This is a genomic window from Pseudomonas sp. BF-B-26 (assembly GCF_019956495.1).
Classification (GTDB): Bacteria; Pseudomonadota; Gammaproteobacteria; order Pseudomonadales; family Pseudomonadaceae; genus Aquipseudomonas.
Genome location: NZ_JAHBDP010000067.1, coordinates 35,594 through 51,562, shown reverse-complemented (window position 1 = coordinate 51,562; position 15,969 = coordinate 35,594). Strand labels below are relative to the sequence as shown.

Here is a 15,969-nt window from a genome sequence, read left to right as displayed (position 1 = left end):
CCTGGCTTAAGGGTGAGGTTGCTCGCCGGTTGCTAAATAGAGTTGGCGGTACGCGCCCACCAGTTGATCAAGCGTGAACGCGCGATTTCGCCCACTGGGATTGGGCAGGATCCATACCGAAGCATTGCCGAAGGTCTTTGGCTGAAGCCCCCATGCAATGTCTCGTTGACCGGATAGCGCGCAATACGCCGCTTTACCGAGAAACGCCACAAAGCGCGGCGCATAGCGCAGGATTTTTTGTTCAAAATCCGCAGCGGCAGCGATGAATTCATGGGCAGACAACTGATCCGCTCGCGCCGTCGGCCGTTCCACCACGGCCGTTAATCCACACTGATACTGCAAGATCGTCCGATCGTTTTCCGGGCGCACCTCCTCAGGCGTAAACCCCGCGAGATGCAGCGTGCGCCAGAAGCGATTGCCCCTGCCCGCAAAATGGTGGCCTTGGGCAGCGGCCGTCATGCCTGGGTTGATGCCACAAAAAATCACGGCCAGCTGTTCGGCAAGAATATCGTCGAGTCCTTCACTCACCGAAAACCTCACCCACCGCAAATCACGTTGACCGCGCCGCGCACAAGCTCGGTCAATTCAGCGCGGGATTTGCCCGCTCGTGCACGTATCGAAATGCTATGCAGCAGGGATGACGCGAGTACGGCAAGGGCCGCCGGGTCGACATCGCCTTTCAATTCACCAGAACTGATGGCTGTTCGCAGACGCGTTTCGAGATCGGCATCGAGCCTGCTGAGCCGGTCCGACAGCACGTCCCGTATTTCAGAATCCTCGACGGCTTCGGTCGTCGCTGTGCCAATCGCAAAGCACCCACGCGGCTGGCCGTCACCCGAGAAGTAGATCGACAACTGCCCTTCATAAAACCGCATCAATGCCTGGTTCAAGGTCAGTTCGTTGTCTGTCAGCGCCTCCTGCATGGCCGCAGCGGCAAACTCCCAATACTGCTCCAGCGCTTTGATGTAGAGCGCGTGCTTGTCACCGAATGCCGCATAGAGGCTTGGACGATTCATGCCGGCGGCCGTGGCGATGCTGTCCAGGGAAGCGCCGGAATATCCGGTACTCCAAAAAACATCAAGCGCCTGCAGCAGCGCTGTCTGCGGGTCATACGCGCGTGGGCGGCCGCGGCCTTTCGCCTCTGTAATCTTTTTTTGTGCCATGTCGTACAAAATCCTTGAATGAAAGTGAGCCCGGGGGATATTCTTACACCATCGCACAAAATTAAGGAACCAGAAATTCCTTGGCTTTGAGGTTTGTTGTAGCGGAGCTCGAACTGGGTATTGCGGCGACGAAACAGAGGCGGCGGAGCGATCCTCCTGACCGCACACGGTATGGCTGTTTTTGCGGGTGTTAGCCCGACTTCCCGGTTAATAGGTGCAATCGATCATGACCAAACAGTTCGACATCCCAGCTACACAGACCTTCGAGCATCCAGGGCCGAACCCGTCTGACTCACCGATCAAGAAGCCGCTTAAAGAGAAAATTCGGCCATTGCTGATGGTGGGGTTCCCTGTCCTCTTCGCTGCAGTTGGGTACGCCCACTATGTCGCGGGTGAGCCCTTTGTTTCGACCGATAACGCTTACGCCCGAGTGGCGAAGGCATCGGTCAACGCGCGCATTTCCGGGCAAGTCGTCGAAATCGCAGTCGAAGACAACCAGCCAGTTCACAAGGGCCAGATTCTGTTCCGGATCGACCCGAAACCGCTGCAGATCGCGGTTGACCGTGCAGAAGCGCAGTTGAGCGTCGCGCGGCTGCGCATCGATGGCCTCAAGGCCAGCTACCGACAGCAGCAGGCTGAACTGCAATCGGCTAAAGAGTCGGCCGATTTCGACCAGCGGGATTTTGCCCGCAAGAAGGCGCTGGTCGCTACAGAGTTTGTCTCGCGCTCGATTTACGAGCGCGCCGACACTGACGTTAAAGTGGCCCGGCAACGAATCGCATCGGTCGAACAACAGATCGCCAGCACGGTCGTTGCCTTGAACGGTAATCCAGACATCGAAGCCGATAGTCACCCGTCGGTTCGCGAGGCCAAGGCTCAGCTCGACGAGGCGCAGCTGTATCTCTCGTATGCGACGGTGTATGCGCCGGACGATGGCATCGTGGCCAAGGTCGACGATTTGCAGGTGGGCAACTATGTGAACAACGGTGCGCCAGCCTTTGCACTGCTGTCCGATCGCGAGATTTGGGTTGAGGCCAACTTCCGCGAAACCGACGTGACCCACATGCGTCCAGGCCAGGACGCGACCATCAGGATCGATACGTATCCTGATCGCGTCTTCAAAGCCCACGTGACCAGCATGAGCCCCGGTGCCGGCTCGGACTTCGCCCTGCTGCCGCCGGAAAATGCGACCGGCAACTGGGTCAAGGTTGTGCAGCGGGTACCAGTCCGACTCGAACTCGATGAGATGGACCCTGCCCTGCCGCTTTTCTCGGGTACCAGCGCCACGGTCAAGATCGATACCGGTTATCGCACGCCTTGGTGGCATCCGCTCAAGGCCCTGTTGTCCGCAGGTAACTTCTGATGAACGCCAAACTTGCCGGACCTCAAGGTGCGCGGACATTAAGGTTCGCCGCGCTGCTCGCCACCTATATGCAGTCGGCGAACCTGCCTTTGCCGAATGCGGTTCTCAGGTTGATTCAGGGCAGTCTGTCGATGACTGACGACCAGGCTGGCTGGATATTCACCTCGTACCTCGCGGCGAGCGCCATCACGATGCCGATTGCGCAATGGCTCGCCGGGCGCTATGGCTTGAAACTGGTTTATCAAGCCGCGCTGGCCTTCTTCGTCCTTGGCTTGCTGCTCGCGACGCAGGCAACGACGCCGCTGGAGTTCGTTGGCGCACGCATTATTCAAGGCCTGGCGAGTGGCGTGCTGGCAGCGCTGTCGATGGCGATTTCCCTGGAGACATTGCCCCTCGAGAAGCGTGCAAAATTTGGCGCAACGTGGACGGCCATCGTGCTGTTCGGCATTGTCAGCGGCCCGAGCATCGGCGGTTGGCTCGGCGAGCATTTCGGATGGCGCCCGATCTTCTACATCAGCCTTCCGCTGGCGGCGTTTATCTTCCTGGTGATGGCGCTGTTGCTTGCCGAGAAAAAGGCCGAGAAACGTCCGTCGTTCGACTTCTTTGGCTTCGGCAGCTTCACGCTGGGTTTGATCAGCCTGCAAATGTTGCTCGACCGTGGTGAACGCCTGGACTGGTTTGCCTCGACCGAAATCTGGCTGGAAGCGATCGGCTGTGCACTGGGGCTCTACCTGTTCGCTGCGCATGTGCTGACCACGAAGGTGCATTTCCTCAACAAGCGTTTGTTCAACGACCGCAACTTCGTGCTCTCGACGGTGATCTTTTTCGCCGTGGGTTTCGTGCTGTTATCAACCATGGCGCTGACCTCGCCGATGCTCGACGAGATTCTCGGCTACCCGCCTGACACCACGGGTTCCCTGACGATTCCGCGCGGGATCGGGCTGGTCGGTGCGTTCCTGTTGATGAGCCGTGTTCCCGAGCGTTTCGACCGTCGGTTGTTCGTGGCGGCAGGCGTCGCCGTGGTGATTTATGCCAACTGGCTGATGCTCGGCTATTCGCCGTTGATGGACTGGTCGCCCGTGGCGGTGGCGGGTGCGATCCAGGGCATTGGCATCGGCATCTTGATGCCGTCGCTGACCAAGGTCGCGTTCAGCACGCTCGACCCGACGTTACGCCCGGAAGGCACCGGTCTGTTCAACCTGTCACGCGTGTACGGCAGCACCCTGGGCGTTGCGATTGTGCAGCTGTTCTTCTTCAACAACACGCAGGCGATGCACATGGCGCTGGCCAGTAACCTGACGCCGTATCGCGCCGCTGCGCATTCCGCGCCGACGTCCCTGCAAGCACTGGCGGGGCTCAACGAAATGATCACCGGCCAGGCCGCGTTTATCGCGGTGGTCGACCAGTTCAAGATTTTGATGTTCGCGATGCTGGTGGTCAGCCCACTGGTTGTCTTTCTTCGCAAGCCCGTTCCGACCAACTAGTTTTCGTGGAGTTTGCCAAATGAAATTCCCTGCACGCTTCATCAATAGACAAATGTTCAAAACCACGTTCGGTGCGGTGTCGGCTCTCGCGTTCCTGACCGCCTGCACCGTCGGCCCTGACTATCAAATGCCGCCACCGAGCCTGTCGCAGCACTACGATCAGCAGGCCGAGCAGCGTCTTGGCCAAGACGGCTACAAGCCCGGTGAACAACGCATTGACTTGGGCAAAAAGGTCAACGGTGACTGGTGGTCTGCGTTTCGTTCGCCGAAGCTCGACAAGCTTGTACGTCGCGCCATTGACGGCAATCTTGAGCTCGTGGCCGCAGACGCGACGATCCGGCAAGCGGCTTCCTCCGTCGCTGCGGCGGAAGGTGCGCTGTATCCGCAAGTCGATTTTGGTGCCCAGGCGGGCCGCCAGCGGGTGCACAACGCGAAAGAACCTTCCACCTCCAATTTCTATGCGATTGGGCCACGGGTTGGCTTTGACCTTGACGTTTTCGGCGGTAACAAGCGGCAGGTCGAACAACAGCAAGCGTTTACCGATCTGCAGACGCATCGCTACGAAGCGGCGTACCTGACCCTGACGGGCGATGTCGCGAGCCAGGCGTTGTTGCTGGCCTCTGCCAGCGCGCAGATGGCAGCCGTCGAGAAGTTGCTCGCCAATGACGCAAAGAACCTCGAACTGGTGCGCATGGCGCACGCCAATGGCAGCACCACGCAGATCGATGTTTCACTGGCCGAAACCCGGCTCGCCCAGGACCGCACGCTGTTTCCGCCCCTCGCCCAGCAGCGCGACTCGGCACGTCACGCACTCTCGATTCTGACGGGCAAAGGCCCGGCTGACTGGATCGCACCTGACTTCACGCTCGCCGAGTTTGCCTTGCCGGCAAACGTGCCGGTCAGCCTCCCTTCCGAAATGGCCCACGACCGGCCGGACGTACGGCAAGCCGAGGCAGAACTGCACATGGCCAGCGCCGCAGTTGGCGTGGCGACAGCCAACCTCTATCCGCATGTCGAACTGTCCGCGTCGCTTGCACAAGCGGCTTCAGGCAATGGCGGCGCCGCACTCTGGGGTTTCGCTGCCGGGCTCACGGCGCCCATCTTCAATGGCGGAACGCTGAAAGCTGAACGCCAGGCCGCCGTCGACGGCTACAAGGCAACCCTCGCCGGCTACCAGCAAACCGTCATTAGTTCGTTCGGTCAGGTCGCCGACACGCTGCAGGCGATTAATCATGACGCCGAGGAAAACCTGGCCCAGGAGGACGCGTTGCGAGCGGCGGAAACGAGCTTTCGGTTGAACCAGCAAGCCTACGCGCAAGGCGAGAACAGCATTCTCCAGGTGCTGGAGGCTGAACGTGCTTATGAGCAAGCGTTACTGGGTCAAATCAGAGTGAAGACTGCGCAGTACCTCGACACGGTGCGGCTGTACGTGGCACTCGGCGGTAATTCCGTCGGTGTATTTGAGCAACGAGTGGCCAGTCGCGAAGAGCAGAAACCTTCCTATCAATAGAGCCCGATATTGGAGTAAAAGCTATGCCTTACGAATCATTTCACGATGCACTTCGCGATTCCCGATTCCCTCTGATACACGGTTCGGGTGAGATGCCGGCCGTTGGCTTTGGCACGTTGTTTCGGGATCTCAGCGTCACAACTCAAGCGGTCAAAGACGCGCTGGAAGCAGGATTTCGCCATTTCGACTGTGCAGAACGTTATCGAAATGAAGAGAGGGTCGGCGTTGCCCTGCAGGAAGTGATTGAGGCAGGCAAGGTCCGGCGCGAGGACGTGTTCATTACCACGAAACTGTGGAACACCAACCATCGTCCCGAGCGCGTCGAACCTGCTTTCGAGGCCAGTTGCCGACGGCTTCAAGTGGATTACATCGATTGCTATCTGATCCATACGCCGTTTGCCTTTAAGCCCGGTGATGATCAGGACCCAAGAGACGAGCACGGTCGAGTTATCTACGACTCCGGCGTGAAGTTAATTGAAACCTGGCGGGCGCTCGAGCGCCTGGTGGATGAAGGCCGCTGCAAGTCCATCGGCTTGTCTGATATCACGCTGGAGCGGTTACAAGAGATTGTGGCAGTGGCCCGGATAAAACCCGCCGTCGTGCAGGTTGAATCCCACCCTTATTTGCCTGAATGGGAACTGCTTGAGTATTGTCAGCAGCACGGAATTATCGTCCTTGCCTTTGCGCCACTCGGGCATGGCATGGAGCCGAACGTATTGGAAGACTCGGTGATTACAGGGATCGCCAAGCGCATACAGAAAACCCCGGCTCAAGTAGCATTGGCCTGGTCGGTCCAGCGGGGAGTCGCTTTCCTGACCACGTCTGCGACGCCGAGCCATATTCAGGAAAACATTGATATTTCTACCCTGCCGCACAGGGCCATGCTTGAAATCAAGGAAGAGATTACGACCCGGGTTCGATTCAACTCAGTCGTGGAAACGGGTGTACCTGGATTTATTCCGCAGAAAAAGTAATACACCACGAGGGGGCGGTCTTTTTGCAGGGCCACCCTCTTTATCCATACCCTTGAGGTGGAAACGATGGACGTTTTCCAAACCATGCGTTTTTTTGTTGCGGTCGCTCAGAGCGGTAGCTTTACCGCGGCGGCTGAGGTGTTGGACACCACAACAACCAACGTTTCCAAAGCGGTCTCCAGCCTGGAGGCCAGGCTTCAAACACGCCTGATTAACCGTACAACCCGACGCCTGGCGCTGACCGAAGCCGGTCTGCGCTACTTGCAACGCTGCGAGAAAATTCTTGAAGAGATGCGTGAAGCGGACGAAGAAGCAGGCACTGCTCATACCTTGCCTGTTGGCCGGCTGAAGATTCACGCGATGTCAGCCATTGGCAACCATTACGTGATCGATGCCATCGCCCGCTATCGAGAGACTCATCCCTCGGTGATGTTTGATCTGACCCTGACCAACCGGCTCCCTGACTTGCTGGAAGAAGGCTATGACATGTCGATTGTCTTGGCGCGGGATTTACCCGATTCAGGGTTTGTCGCTCAGCGGCTCGGCATGACCTACAGCATCCTCTGCGCCTCGCCTGCGTACCTGAAGAAACGCGGACACCCGGAGTCCCCGAGTGCACTGGGCTCACATGATTGTCTGAGAATTGTGAATAGCGTCATGCCGGCTGAAAACTGGGCATTTGAGGGGCCCGAAGGCATGGAAACCGTCAACGTCCCGCTGTCGCCCTTGCACATCAACACCGCCGATGGCATGACCATCGCGATTACCAACGGGATGGGCATCGGCATTCAGCCGATTGCTTCGGCAGTCGACGGTCTCAAGGCGGGTACGTTAGTGCGGGTACTACCCGACTATCATCTTGAAGAGTTGAATCTATTTGCAATCTACCCATCAAGAAAGTTCGTGGATGCAAAGATCAAGACATGGGTGGAATTTCTTAAAAGTTATATTCCAGGCTTGTTGGCATCCGATGAAACAATCACCGGTTCACCCAGGAAACGATAACAACATTTGAAATCACGAGTGCGGCAGGCATGGAGTGTCGACCCTCCATCTTCCACACACGACTCAACCGTTTGAACAGCCAGTGCCCATGACTTGATACTGCAGGATATGCCGTTGCCCCTGAGAGTCTTCATAGGTCATTTGCGCCGGGACTGGCCCGCACTGGTCAGGAATATCTGACACTGTAATGACTTTCTGGATATCCAGTTTCATGTCGTAAGTGTACGTGTCTACAGGCGTCTTGCTCTCCGCGGCAGTTGACTGGCTTTCGCCTGCAAAGGCCTGTGTACCTAAAACGCCAAGCGCAAGAAACATCGCAATTTTTGAGATTTTCATCGTATTCACCCTATCGTCAAAAGTTAACCTCGTGAGCGTGTTGACACTGACGCTATTGGCTCATTCGGTAGAGACGATGCTAGGTGTTTACCCCTCCCTCAAACAGCGACCCACTGGACAAACACTGTTGCCAGATTCCGCATGAATGGAGAATTTCGAACAGGCAACGCCAGGAAGACGACGAATGAGCTATACCCGCTAATCTCCCATTGCAGTTCTTCACCACAGGAGGTTGGCAATGAAGCGCAGACACTCACTTGCAGCGCTATTGGTCACCGCAAGCCTTTTCGGCTGCACCACTTCATCAAACCATGGCGTGAGCGTTCCTTTGGTTGCTACCCGGCAGAACACCGGTCAGATCGGCAATGTAACGTTGTCCGACTGGGGCAAAGAAACCGGGCTCAGTTTCTTCATCAGTGGTGCGCCAAGCGGGGCGTCTCTGCCCTTGCGCCTCTTCACCTTCATCAATAAAGGCAGCTGCCAGCACCCCGGGCCAGTCGCTTACGCAATGAATGATCATGTCACCACCGAACGCCAGGCCATACGCGGCTGGGCGTTCTCAAGAAGCGCACCGGTTGCACTGCCGGTCCTGCTGGCCGGCGAGTACTCCATCGTCGTTCGAAGTGCGCCGGACAGTGGCAACATCGATATTTTTTGCGGAGATATCAGGCACAAAGGCTCAGGGAAATAGCCTCGATTTGACCTGCCCCCGCCTTCATCGCGGGCAGGTCATGGGGCCAGCCGATAGGTGGATTGCACCAGACCCGAAGGAAAGCTACGGCTGGATACCAGTCTCAAATCAATGTCCTTTATCAATGCACCGAACAGCGGCCTTCCCGAGCCAATCAACACAGGAACAGTGGTGATGACGATATCGGCAATGAGCCCTTCGCGCAGGAATGACTGCACCAGCCGCCCGCCATCGACATAAACCCGACGTACGTTCTGCCCAGCCAGTTTCTCAATCGTGTCCTTTGGCGAGAGGTTGCAGAACCGAACCTTGTCCTGCAGCGCCTCGGGCACGGGTGTATCGGCCAGCTGTTCAGAAAGCACCAGTACGGGGCGGTCATAGGGCCATGTGTCGAGGGTCAACACCTTTTCATAGCTCCCGCGCCCCATCACGATCATGTCGATATCAGCGATAAAGGCTGCATAGCCGTGATCCTCGGTCGGATCATCGCGCTGTAACAGCCACTCGATGTCGCCATCTTGCCGGGCGATGAAACCATCCAGACTTATGGCGATGAAAACGTGTGCAGTGATCATTGGACGCTCCCTGTTTATTCGCGATATACCATTATCAGAACAAAGACCAAACACAAAGCCCATCCTGAATGGAGCTGATGTTAATGATGCGGCCCATCGAACCCAGCAGCGTCACGTCGGCAGCCTTGCTCATGATCAGTGCGAAACCGAGCGTTGTCGCGCCCTAAAAATCTGTGATTGTCGAACCTGCAATCGTCTGCGCGAATCCGACGCCAAACACCCGCGCAGACGATTCAAAGCCTGGTCGCCGATCACCGTTCAGCACCCGGCGCGCAGCCTCCACAGCCGCCAACGGTGTATCAAAAAAGGGGCCGCTTGCTTCAGGCCCGGACTCTGCTAGTGGCCCACGCCAGAAGTGTCACGAGTGCAGCATTCGAGGTCGGTTATGAGAGCGCTACGCAATTCAGCCGCGATTACGCACGAGTGTTCGGCTTGCCGCCCTCAGGAGATGCCGCGCGGATTGTTGGAGAAACCCTGGGCCAGAGAAAATAGCCAAAAAATGACTGCCGAAGTGTAAAGGAGTCCACCCCGTTGCTTAGGTCAAGGCGACCGGCGCCCTGCCTTCCAGCGAACTCGTTCACGTCTCAATCACATCATCCGCCCAACTGATGGCCGCAACGACAGTCGGGAAACCGATCGTACTCGTCAGGGAGATCAGCGTGTGACGGATCTGCTCTGGTGTAGCGCCCGCCTCCAGTGCCCGTCGGGTATGACTGTGCACCGCGCCCTCAGAGCGGATGGCCGCCGCGGCACCGAGCTGGATCAGTTGGATAACGATCTCTTCCAGTGGGCCGGTATGACGCACCGCCGTCCCCAAGGCCTCCACGGCGGCCAGGTAATCCGGGTACTGCTGTTCGAGACGTTGGTAAGTATTGTTCGCTTTCTTCTTTGTCATGTTTGTTTCCTCGCGTTGGAGGGCGATCAATTCGCGCCTTTGCGCTCGAGTCATCAGGCTGCGATTGGCGAAACTTGCACACTGCAACAGTAGGCTACGCTTACAGCAGCTTATTGCACACGATGCTCGCGTCTGCAGGTTTTGGTTGGTTCTGGAGAGCGTCTGCAACAGCTATTTCAGACAGGCCCAAACAATTCACGCAGGACTACGTGATGACCGAGCCCCTCCTCAGTTTTGATCAACTCAAGCGTGCCGCCGCGTCCGGCGAGATCGATACCGTTCTGGTCTGCATGGTCGACATGCAAGGCCGACTGGTCGGCAAACGATTCCAGGTCGAGTTTTTCATCGACAGCGGCCATGAAGAGACCCATTGCTGCAATTACCTGCTCGCCGACGACATCGACATGGAACCGGTGCCGGGTTACGCCGCCGCCAGCTGGAGCAAAGGCTATGGCGACTTTGTGCTCAAACCCGACATGGCCACGTTGCGGCGGGTGCCCTGGCTCGAGTGCACGGCGCTGGTGCTCTGCGATGTGCTCGATCATCACCATCGGCGCGACCTGCCGCACAGCCCGCGGGCGATTCTGAAAAAGCAGGTCGAGCGACTGCGCGAGCGCGGTTACACCGGCATGTTCGCCTCGGAACTGGAGTTCTATCTGTTCGACGAGAGCTACGAGGCCATCCACGAGCGCAATTACCACAAGCCGAAGACGGCTGGTCATTACATCGAGGACTACAACATCCTGCAGACCACCCGCGAAGAGCCGGTGCTGCGGGCGATTCGCAAGCATCTGCAGGCCAGCGGCATTCCCGTCGAAAATTCCAAGGGTGAATGGGGGCCGGGTCAGGAAGAGATCAACATCCGTTACGCCGACGCGCTGACCATGGCCGACCACCACGTCATCATCAAGCACGCCTGCAAAGAGATCGCGCAACTGCAGGGCAAGGCGATCACGTTCATGGCCAAGTGGCGTTATGACGCCGCCGGTTCCAGCAGCCACATCCACAATTCGCTGTGGGACAAGAACGGTAAAAAGCCTTTGTTCTTCGACGCCAAGGCGGAGTTCGGCATGTCGAAACTGATGCGCTCCTGGGTGGCCGGGCAGCTCAAGTACGCCAACGACATCACCTGTTTTCTCGCGCCCTACATCAATTCATACAAGCGTTTTCAGGCCGGCACCTTTGCCCCGACCCGGGCGGTGTGGAGTCGGGACAATCGCACCGCTGGTTTCCGTTTATGCGCAGAAGGCAGCAAATCCATCCGCATCGAATGTCGCATTGGCGGGGCCGACCTCAACCCTTATCTGGCCTTCGCCGCCTTGATCGCTGCGGGACTGGCCGGTATCGACGAGAAGCTCAGCCTCGCGTCGCCCTTCGAGGGTGATGCCTACGTCGACGAACATTTGCCTGAAGTATCGAAGACCCTGCGCGAAGCCTGCGCCGCACTCCAGGGCTCAACCATGTTGCGCGAAGCGTTCGGCGATGAAGTGATCGACCACTACGTGCACACCGCCGAATGGGAGCAGAAAGAGTACGACCGGCGGATCACCGACTGGGAACTGCAGCGCGGGTTTGAGCGCTATTGAGACCGCCATCATGACTTCAACCATTCAACTCATCTCCCCGGTCGATGGCCGGATCTATGCCGAACGCCGCTGCGCCGATGCGGCGCAAATCGACCAGGCGCTGGCGGCGGCCGAAGCGGCCCAGGCGCAATGGAAACGCCGGCCACTGAGCGAACGCGCCGCCTTCTGTAGTGCCGCGGTAGACGCAATGCTGGCCATGAAGGCCGACATCGTGCCGGAACTGGCCTGGCAGATGGGCCGTCCGGTGCGCTTTGGCGCTGGCGAACTGCGAGGTTTCGAAGAGCGTGCCCGGCATATGATCGCCATTGCGCCTGAAGCCTTGGCAGCGATTGAACCCACGCCTGTTGCCGGTTTTCGACGCCATATCAAACGCGAACCGTTGGGTACGGTGCTGGTCGTCGCCCCTTGGAATTATCCCTACCTGACAGCGGTGAATACGATTATCCCGGCGCTGATGGCCGGCAACAGTGTCATCCTCAAACACGCGTCGCAAACATTGCTGGTGGGTGAACGGTTCGCCGAGGCCTTTCGCCGCGCCCATCTGCCCGAAGGGCTGTTCCAGAACCTGCTGCTGAGTCATGTTTATACCGGAGCGATCATTGCCTCTGGACGCGTGCAGCAAGTGAACTTCACCGGCTCGGTCGAAGCCGGTAAATCCATGGAACAGGCTGCCGTCGGAAGTTTCCTCGGCGTAGGCCTGGAACTCGGCGGCAAAGACCCGGCCTATGTCCGCGCAGACGCCAACCTCGAACACGCAGTGGAAAACCTGGTGGATGGCAGCTACTTCAACTCCGGGCAAAGCTGCTGCGCGGTCGAACGGATCTATGTCGATGAAAAAATCTACCCGGCGTTTGTCGAGCGCTTCGTCGCGCTGACCCACCAATACGTGCTGGGCAACCCACTGGACGAAGCCACCACCCTCGGCCCGCTGGTGAATCCGGCCGCCGCTGAATTCGTTCGGGGTCAGATCGCCGAAGCACTGTCAAAAGGCGCCAAGGCGCTGATCGATCCGAAGACCTTTCCCGCCGACGCACCGGGCAGCGCCTACCTCGCGCCGCAAGTGTTAGTCGACGTCACCCATCAAATGTCGGTGATGCGCGAGGAAAGCTTTGGTCCCGTGGTCGGCATCATGCCGGTGGCCAGCGACGACGAAGCCCTTGCCTTGATGAACGACAGTGAGTTCGGGCTCAGCGCGTCCATCTGGACCCAAGACCTTGCCGCCGCCGAACGCCTGGGCAACGAGATCGACACCGGCACTGTGTTCATGAACCGCTGCGATTACCTGGACCCGGCCCTGGCCTGGACCGGCGTGAAGAACAGCGGACGCGGCGTCACGCTGTCGCGCCTGGGTTACGAACATCTGACCCGCGCGAAATCCTTCCATTTGCGCCACGAGATCTGAGCCATGAGCCTGACCGCGAACTGGAACTACCCCACAAGCATCCGCTTCGGTGTCGGCCGCATCGCCGAGCTTGCCGAGATCTGCCGCAGCCAAGGAATCCAGCGACCGTTGCTGGTCACCGACAGTGGCCTGGCGCGTGCCCCGATCACCCTTTCAGCGCTGGATGCCTTGCGCGCCGCCGGCCTTGGCGTCGCGCTGTTTTGCGACCTTAAACCCAATCCGGTCGAAGCCAATCTGGCGGGCGGGCTCGACGCCTGGCGCGCCGGCAAACACGATGGCGTGGTCGCCTTCGGCGGGGGCAGTGGACTGGACATGGGCAAGCTCATCGCCTTCATGAGCGGCCAGACCCGACCGGTGTGGGATTTCGAAGACATCGGCGACTACTGGACCCGCGCCGACGAAGGCAGCATCGCCCCGATCATTGCTGTGCCGACCACGGCGGGTACCGGCTCCGAGGTGGGCCGTGCCGCGGTGATCATCGATGAGCGTACGCACACCAAACGCATCATCTTCCACCCGAAGATGATGCCGCGCGTGGTCATCAGCGACCCGGCCCTCACCGTCGGCATGCCGGCCAAGGTCACTGCGGGCACCGGCATGGATGCGTTTGCGCATTGTCTGGAATCGTATTGCGCTCCCGGCTTTCACCCCATGGCCGAAGGGATTGCGGTGGAAGGCATGCGCCTGGTCGCCAATGCCCTGGTGCGAGCCGTACACACCCCCTCGGACCTGGAGGCGCGAGCGGAAATGCTCGCGGCTGCCGCGATGGGCGCTACCGCTTTCCAGAAAGGGCTGGGCGGGATGCACGCCCTCTCACATCCGGTGGGCGCCCTGTACGACACCCATCACGGCATGACGAACGCCACGTTCATGCCCTATGTCCTGAAATTCAATCGACCGGCCATCGAGGAACGCATCACCCGCCTCGCGGCTTATTTGCGTCTGCCCTCGCCCGGCTTCGACAGTTTTCTGGCCTTTGTCCTCAAGTTGCGCAAGGACATCGGCGTGCCCCATACGCTGGTTGAGCTGGGGGTGGATGACCGGCAGGCCGACCTGATCGCGGACATGGCGATTGTTGACCCTTGCGCCAGCGGCAACCCGCTGCCATTGACCCGAAATGGCGCGGCAGAAATTTTCGAAGCGGCGTACCACGGCCGTTTGTAGGAGCAGTTGTCTGTCCATGGCCAAGGTGCGAACGCGCAGCATGGACGGGGTTTATCCGTTAGCAACAGGAGCAGTACGACAAGGGGTTGAAGGCCAGCCCGTCCGGCAACGTAAACCCGGATGGATGCGTATCAAAACCTGAAGGGGCACACAACATGAAGCCAACAAACCAGCCCGGCACGAGCGCGCCGCAAGACGATGACGTCAAGGTGCTGCACAGCATGGGCTACGCCCAGGAACTTTCGCGACGCATGGGCGTTTTCTCCAACTTTGCCATTTCCTTTTCGATCATCTGCATCCTCTCGGGTGGCATCAACTCACTCGCTCAGGGCACCTCGGGTGCGGGCGGTGCCTCAATCGGTATCGGCTGGCCGATTGGTTGCCTGATCTCCGGGGTTTTCGCCATGGCCATGGCGCAAATTTCCTCGGCCTACCCCACCGCTGGTGGCCTCTATCACTGGGGCTCGATTCTCGGTAACCGCTTCACCGGCTGGCTGACCGCGTGGTTCAACCTGCTGGGGCTGGTCACCGTGCTCGGCGCGATCAACGTCGGTACTTATTACTTCTTTTTCGGCGCCTTCGGACCGTCCCTGGGAATGGAAGACACCACCACGACCCGGGTGATTTTCCTGGCGATCCTGACCGGTATCCAGGCCTTGTGTAACCACTTGGGTATCGGCCTGACCGCGAAGCTCACCGACTTCTCGGGGTATCTGATCTTCGCCACGGCGCTCGCGCTGACCATCGTCTGCCTGATCTCGGCGCCCAGTTATGAGTTCGCCCGGTTATGGACCTTCAGTAACTATTCCGGCGAGGCTGGCGGCAGCGTCTGGCCACAGGTGTCGAACGGCTGGGTTTTCATGCTCGGCCTGCTGCTGCCGATCTATACCATCACGGGTTATGACGCTTCTGCGCACACCTCCGAGGAGACTCGGCAGGCAGCCATGTCCGTGCCGCGTGGCATGGTCACGTCGGTGGTCTGGTCACTGCTGTTCGGCTGGGTCATGCTCTGCTCGTTTGTACTGATGCTGCCGAACATGGATGAGGCGGCGAAGCAAGGCTGGAACGTATTTTTCTGGGCCATGAACACGCAGGTCAACCCAACCGTGAAGCTCGTGCTGTACGTGGCGATTTTCATCTCGCAGTTCCTCTGCGGGCTGGCAACCGTGACCTCGGTTTCACGCATGATCTTTGCGTTTTCCCGTGACGGTGGCCTGCCCTGTTCGAAAGCACTGGCCTCGGTGTCGCCTACCTATCGCAGCCCGGTGGCGGCGATCTGGACCGGTGCCACCCTGGCGGTATTGTTCGACTGGGGATCGTCGGTGATATCGGTCGGCGCAACGCCGGTCTATACCATCGTGGTGTCCTGCACGGTGATCTTCCTGTTCTTCTCCTTCATCATTCCCATCGTGCTGGGCCTGTTTACCTACGGGACGTCGAAGTGGCCGACCATGGGACCGTGGAACATGGGACGCTTCTGGTACACAGTATTCGCCGTCCTCTCGATCCTCTCGATGGTGATCATTTTCGTCATCGGCATCCAGCCACCGAACGATTGGGCGCTGTACATCACCCTCGGTTTTCTGGTGCTGACGGCCATCGTCTGGTTCGGTTTTGAAGCCCGACGTTTTCAGGGGCCGCCGATTGGCGACATGATCATCAAGCGTCAGGCTGAAATTGCCGCGGCGGAAGAGGCGTTGAATAAACGGGCCGGGAGCTGATTGCTAGTTAAGCGTGACGCTAACCCTTTGGCGAGGGAGCTGCTCCCGCTAGACTGCGCAGTCTGTGATTGGGCAATCCCAAGATCAGTACCCATGGATC

Annotated in this window: 15 protein-coding genes and 1 pseudogene; 11 read left to right on the top strand and 5 right to left on the bottom strand. The window is 58.8% G+C overall.

Going from position 1 to position 15,969, the window contains the following annotated elements:
* Positions 1-6: 6 nt before the first annotated feature.
* Both mug and KGB03_RS11895 read right to left on the bottom strand, forming a co-directional pair.
* Positions 7-528 (bottom strand): G/U mismatch-specific DNA glycosylase, encoded by a 522-nt coding sequence (mug, locus tag KGB03_RS11900; protein WP_218538598.1) that lies wholly within the window; start codon positions 526-528, stop codon positions 7-9.
* Between the two features lie 8 nt (positions 529-536).
* On the bottom strand, positions 537-1,163 hold the full coding sequence (locus KGB03_RS11895) for a TetR/AcrR family transcriptional regulator (RefSeq protein ID WP_223527161.1): 627 nt from the start codon (positions 1,161-1,163) through the stop codon (positions 537-539).
* A gap of 226 nt (positions 1,164-1,389) precedes the next feature.
* Between KGB03_RS11895 and KGB03_RS11890 the strand changes: the two genes are divergently transcribed.
* The 5 genes from KGB03_RS11890 to KGB03_RS11870 all read left to right on the top strand — a co-directional run bounded on the left by KGB03_RS11890 (position 1,390) and on the right by KGB03_RS11870 (position 7,499).
* Positions 1,390-2,526: an HlyD family secretion protein gene (locus KGB03_RS11890; protein WP_223527160.1), complete on the top strand. Its 1,137-nt coding sequence runs from the start codon at positions 1,390-1,392 to the stop codon at positions 2,524-2,526.
* Entirely contained in the window at positions 2,526-4,010 is a 1,485-nt protein-coding gene (locus KGB03_RS11885) for a DHA2 family efflux MFS transporter permease subunit (protein ID WP_223527159.1), read from the top strand. The genes KGB03_RS11890 and KGB03_RS11885 overlap by 1 nt, the downstream gene beginning before the upstream one ends.
* A gap of 19 nt (positions 4,011-4,029) precedes the next feature.
* The gene (locus tag KGB03_RS11880) at positions 4,030-5,520 is read left to right on the top strand and encodes an efflux transporter outer membrane subunit (protein WP_223527158.1); all 1,491 of its coding nucleotides are present in this window, start codon (positions 4,030-4,032) and stop codon (positions 5,518-5,520) included.
* Between the two features lie 23 nt (positions 5,521-5,543).
* Positions 5,544-6,494, top strand: a complete 951-nt coding sequence (locus KGB03_RS11875; protein WP_223527157.1) for an aldo/keto reductase — start codon at positions 5,544-5,546, stop codon at positions 6,492-6,494.
* 66 nt (positions 6,495-6,560) lie between these two features.
* Positions 6,561-7,499 (top strand): LysR family transcriptional regulator, encoded by a 939-nt coding sequence (locus tag KGB03_RS11870; RefSeq protein ID WP_223527156.1) that lies wholly within the window; start codon positions 6,561-6,563, stop codon positions 7,497-7,499.
* Between the two features lie 63 nt (positions 7,500-7,562).
* Here KGB03_RS11870 and KGB03_RS11865 read toward each other — a convergent pair whose 3' ends face one another.
* Positions 7,563-7,835 (bottom strand): DUF2790 domain-containing protein, encoded by a 273-nt coding sequence (locus KGB03_RS11865; protein WP_223527155.1) that lies wholly within the window; start codon positions 7,833-7,835, stop codon positions 7,563-7,565.
* Between the two features lie 238 nt (positions 7,836-8,073).
* On the opposite strand from KGB03_RS11865, the gene KGB03_RS11860 reads away from it, so the two are divergent.
* Positions 8,074-8,526, top strand: coding sequence for a hypothetical protein (locus KGB03_RS11860; protein ID WP_223527154.1), 453 nt, complete (start codon positions 8,074-8,076; stop codon positions 8,524-8,526).
* 38 nt (positions 8,527-8,564) lie between these two features.
* On the opposite strand, the gene KGB03_RS11855 is transcribed toward KGB03_RS11860, so the two are convergent.
* On the bottom strand, positions 8,565-9,101 hold the full coding sequence (locus KGB03_RS11855) for a dihydrofolate reductase family protein (protein WP_218538589.1): 537 nt from the start codon (positions 9,099-9,101) through the stop codon (positions 8,565-8,567).
* Between the two features lie 288 nt (positions 9,102-9,389).
* Between KGB03_RS11855 and KGB03_RS11850 the strand changes: the two are divergent.
* Positions 9,390-9,593: pseudogene (locus KGB03_RS11850) on the top strand (helix-turn-helix domain-containing protein); the annotation flags it as partial.
* An 85-nt stretch (positions 9,594-9,678) separates the two neighbouring features.
* Here the strand turns inward: KGB03_RS11850 and KGB03_RS11845 are convergent.
* Positions 9,679-9,996, bottom strand: a complete 318-nt coding sequence (locus KGB03_RS11845; protein WP_223527153.1) for a carboxymuconolactone decarboxylase family protein — start codon at positions 9,994-9,996, stop codon at positions 9,679-9,681.
* Positions 9,997-10,208: 212 nt separating this feature from the next.
* On the opposite strand from KGB03_RS11845, the gene KGB03_RS11840 reads away from it, so the two are divergent.
* The 4 genes from KGB03_RS11840 (at position 10,209) to KGB03_RS11825 (ending at position 15,869) form a co-directional block, all read left to right on the top strand.
* On the top strand, positions 10,209-11,582 hold the full coding sequence (locus KGB03_RS11840) for a glutamine synthetase family protein (protein WP_223527152.1): 1,374 nt from the start codon (positions 10,209-10,211) through the stop codon (positions 11,580-11,582).
* 10 nt (positions 11,583-11,592) lie between these two features.
* Positions 11,593-12,984, top strand: a complete 1,392-nt coding sequence (locus KGB03_RS11835) for an aldehyde dehydrogenase family protein (RefSeq protein WP_223527151.1) — start codon at positions 11,593-11,595, stop codon at positions 12,982-12,984.
* A gap of 3 nt (positions 12,985-12,987) precedes the next feature.
* Positions 12,988-14,148, top strand: a complete 1,161-nt coding sequence (locus KGB03_RS11830; RefSeq protein WP_192409653.1) for an iron-containing alcohol dehydrogenase — start codon at positions 12,988-12,990, stop codon at positions 14,146-14,148.
* Between the two features lie 155 nt (positions 14,149-14,303).
* A complete protein-coding gene (locus KGB03_RS11825) occupies positions 14,304-15,869 on the top strand; it encodes an amino acid permease (RefSeq protein ID WP_223527150.1) in 1,566 nt (521 codons plus the stop codon).
* Positions 15,870-15,969: the final 100 nt, after the last annotated feature.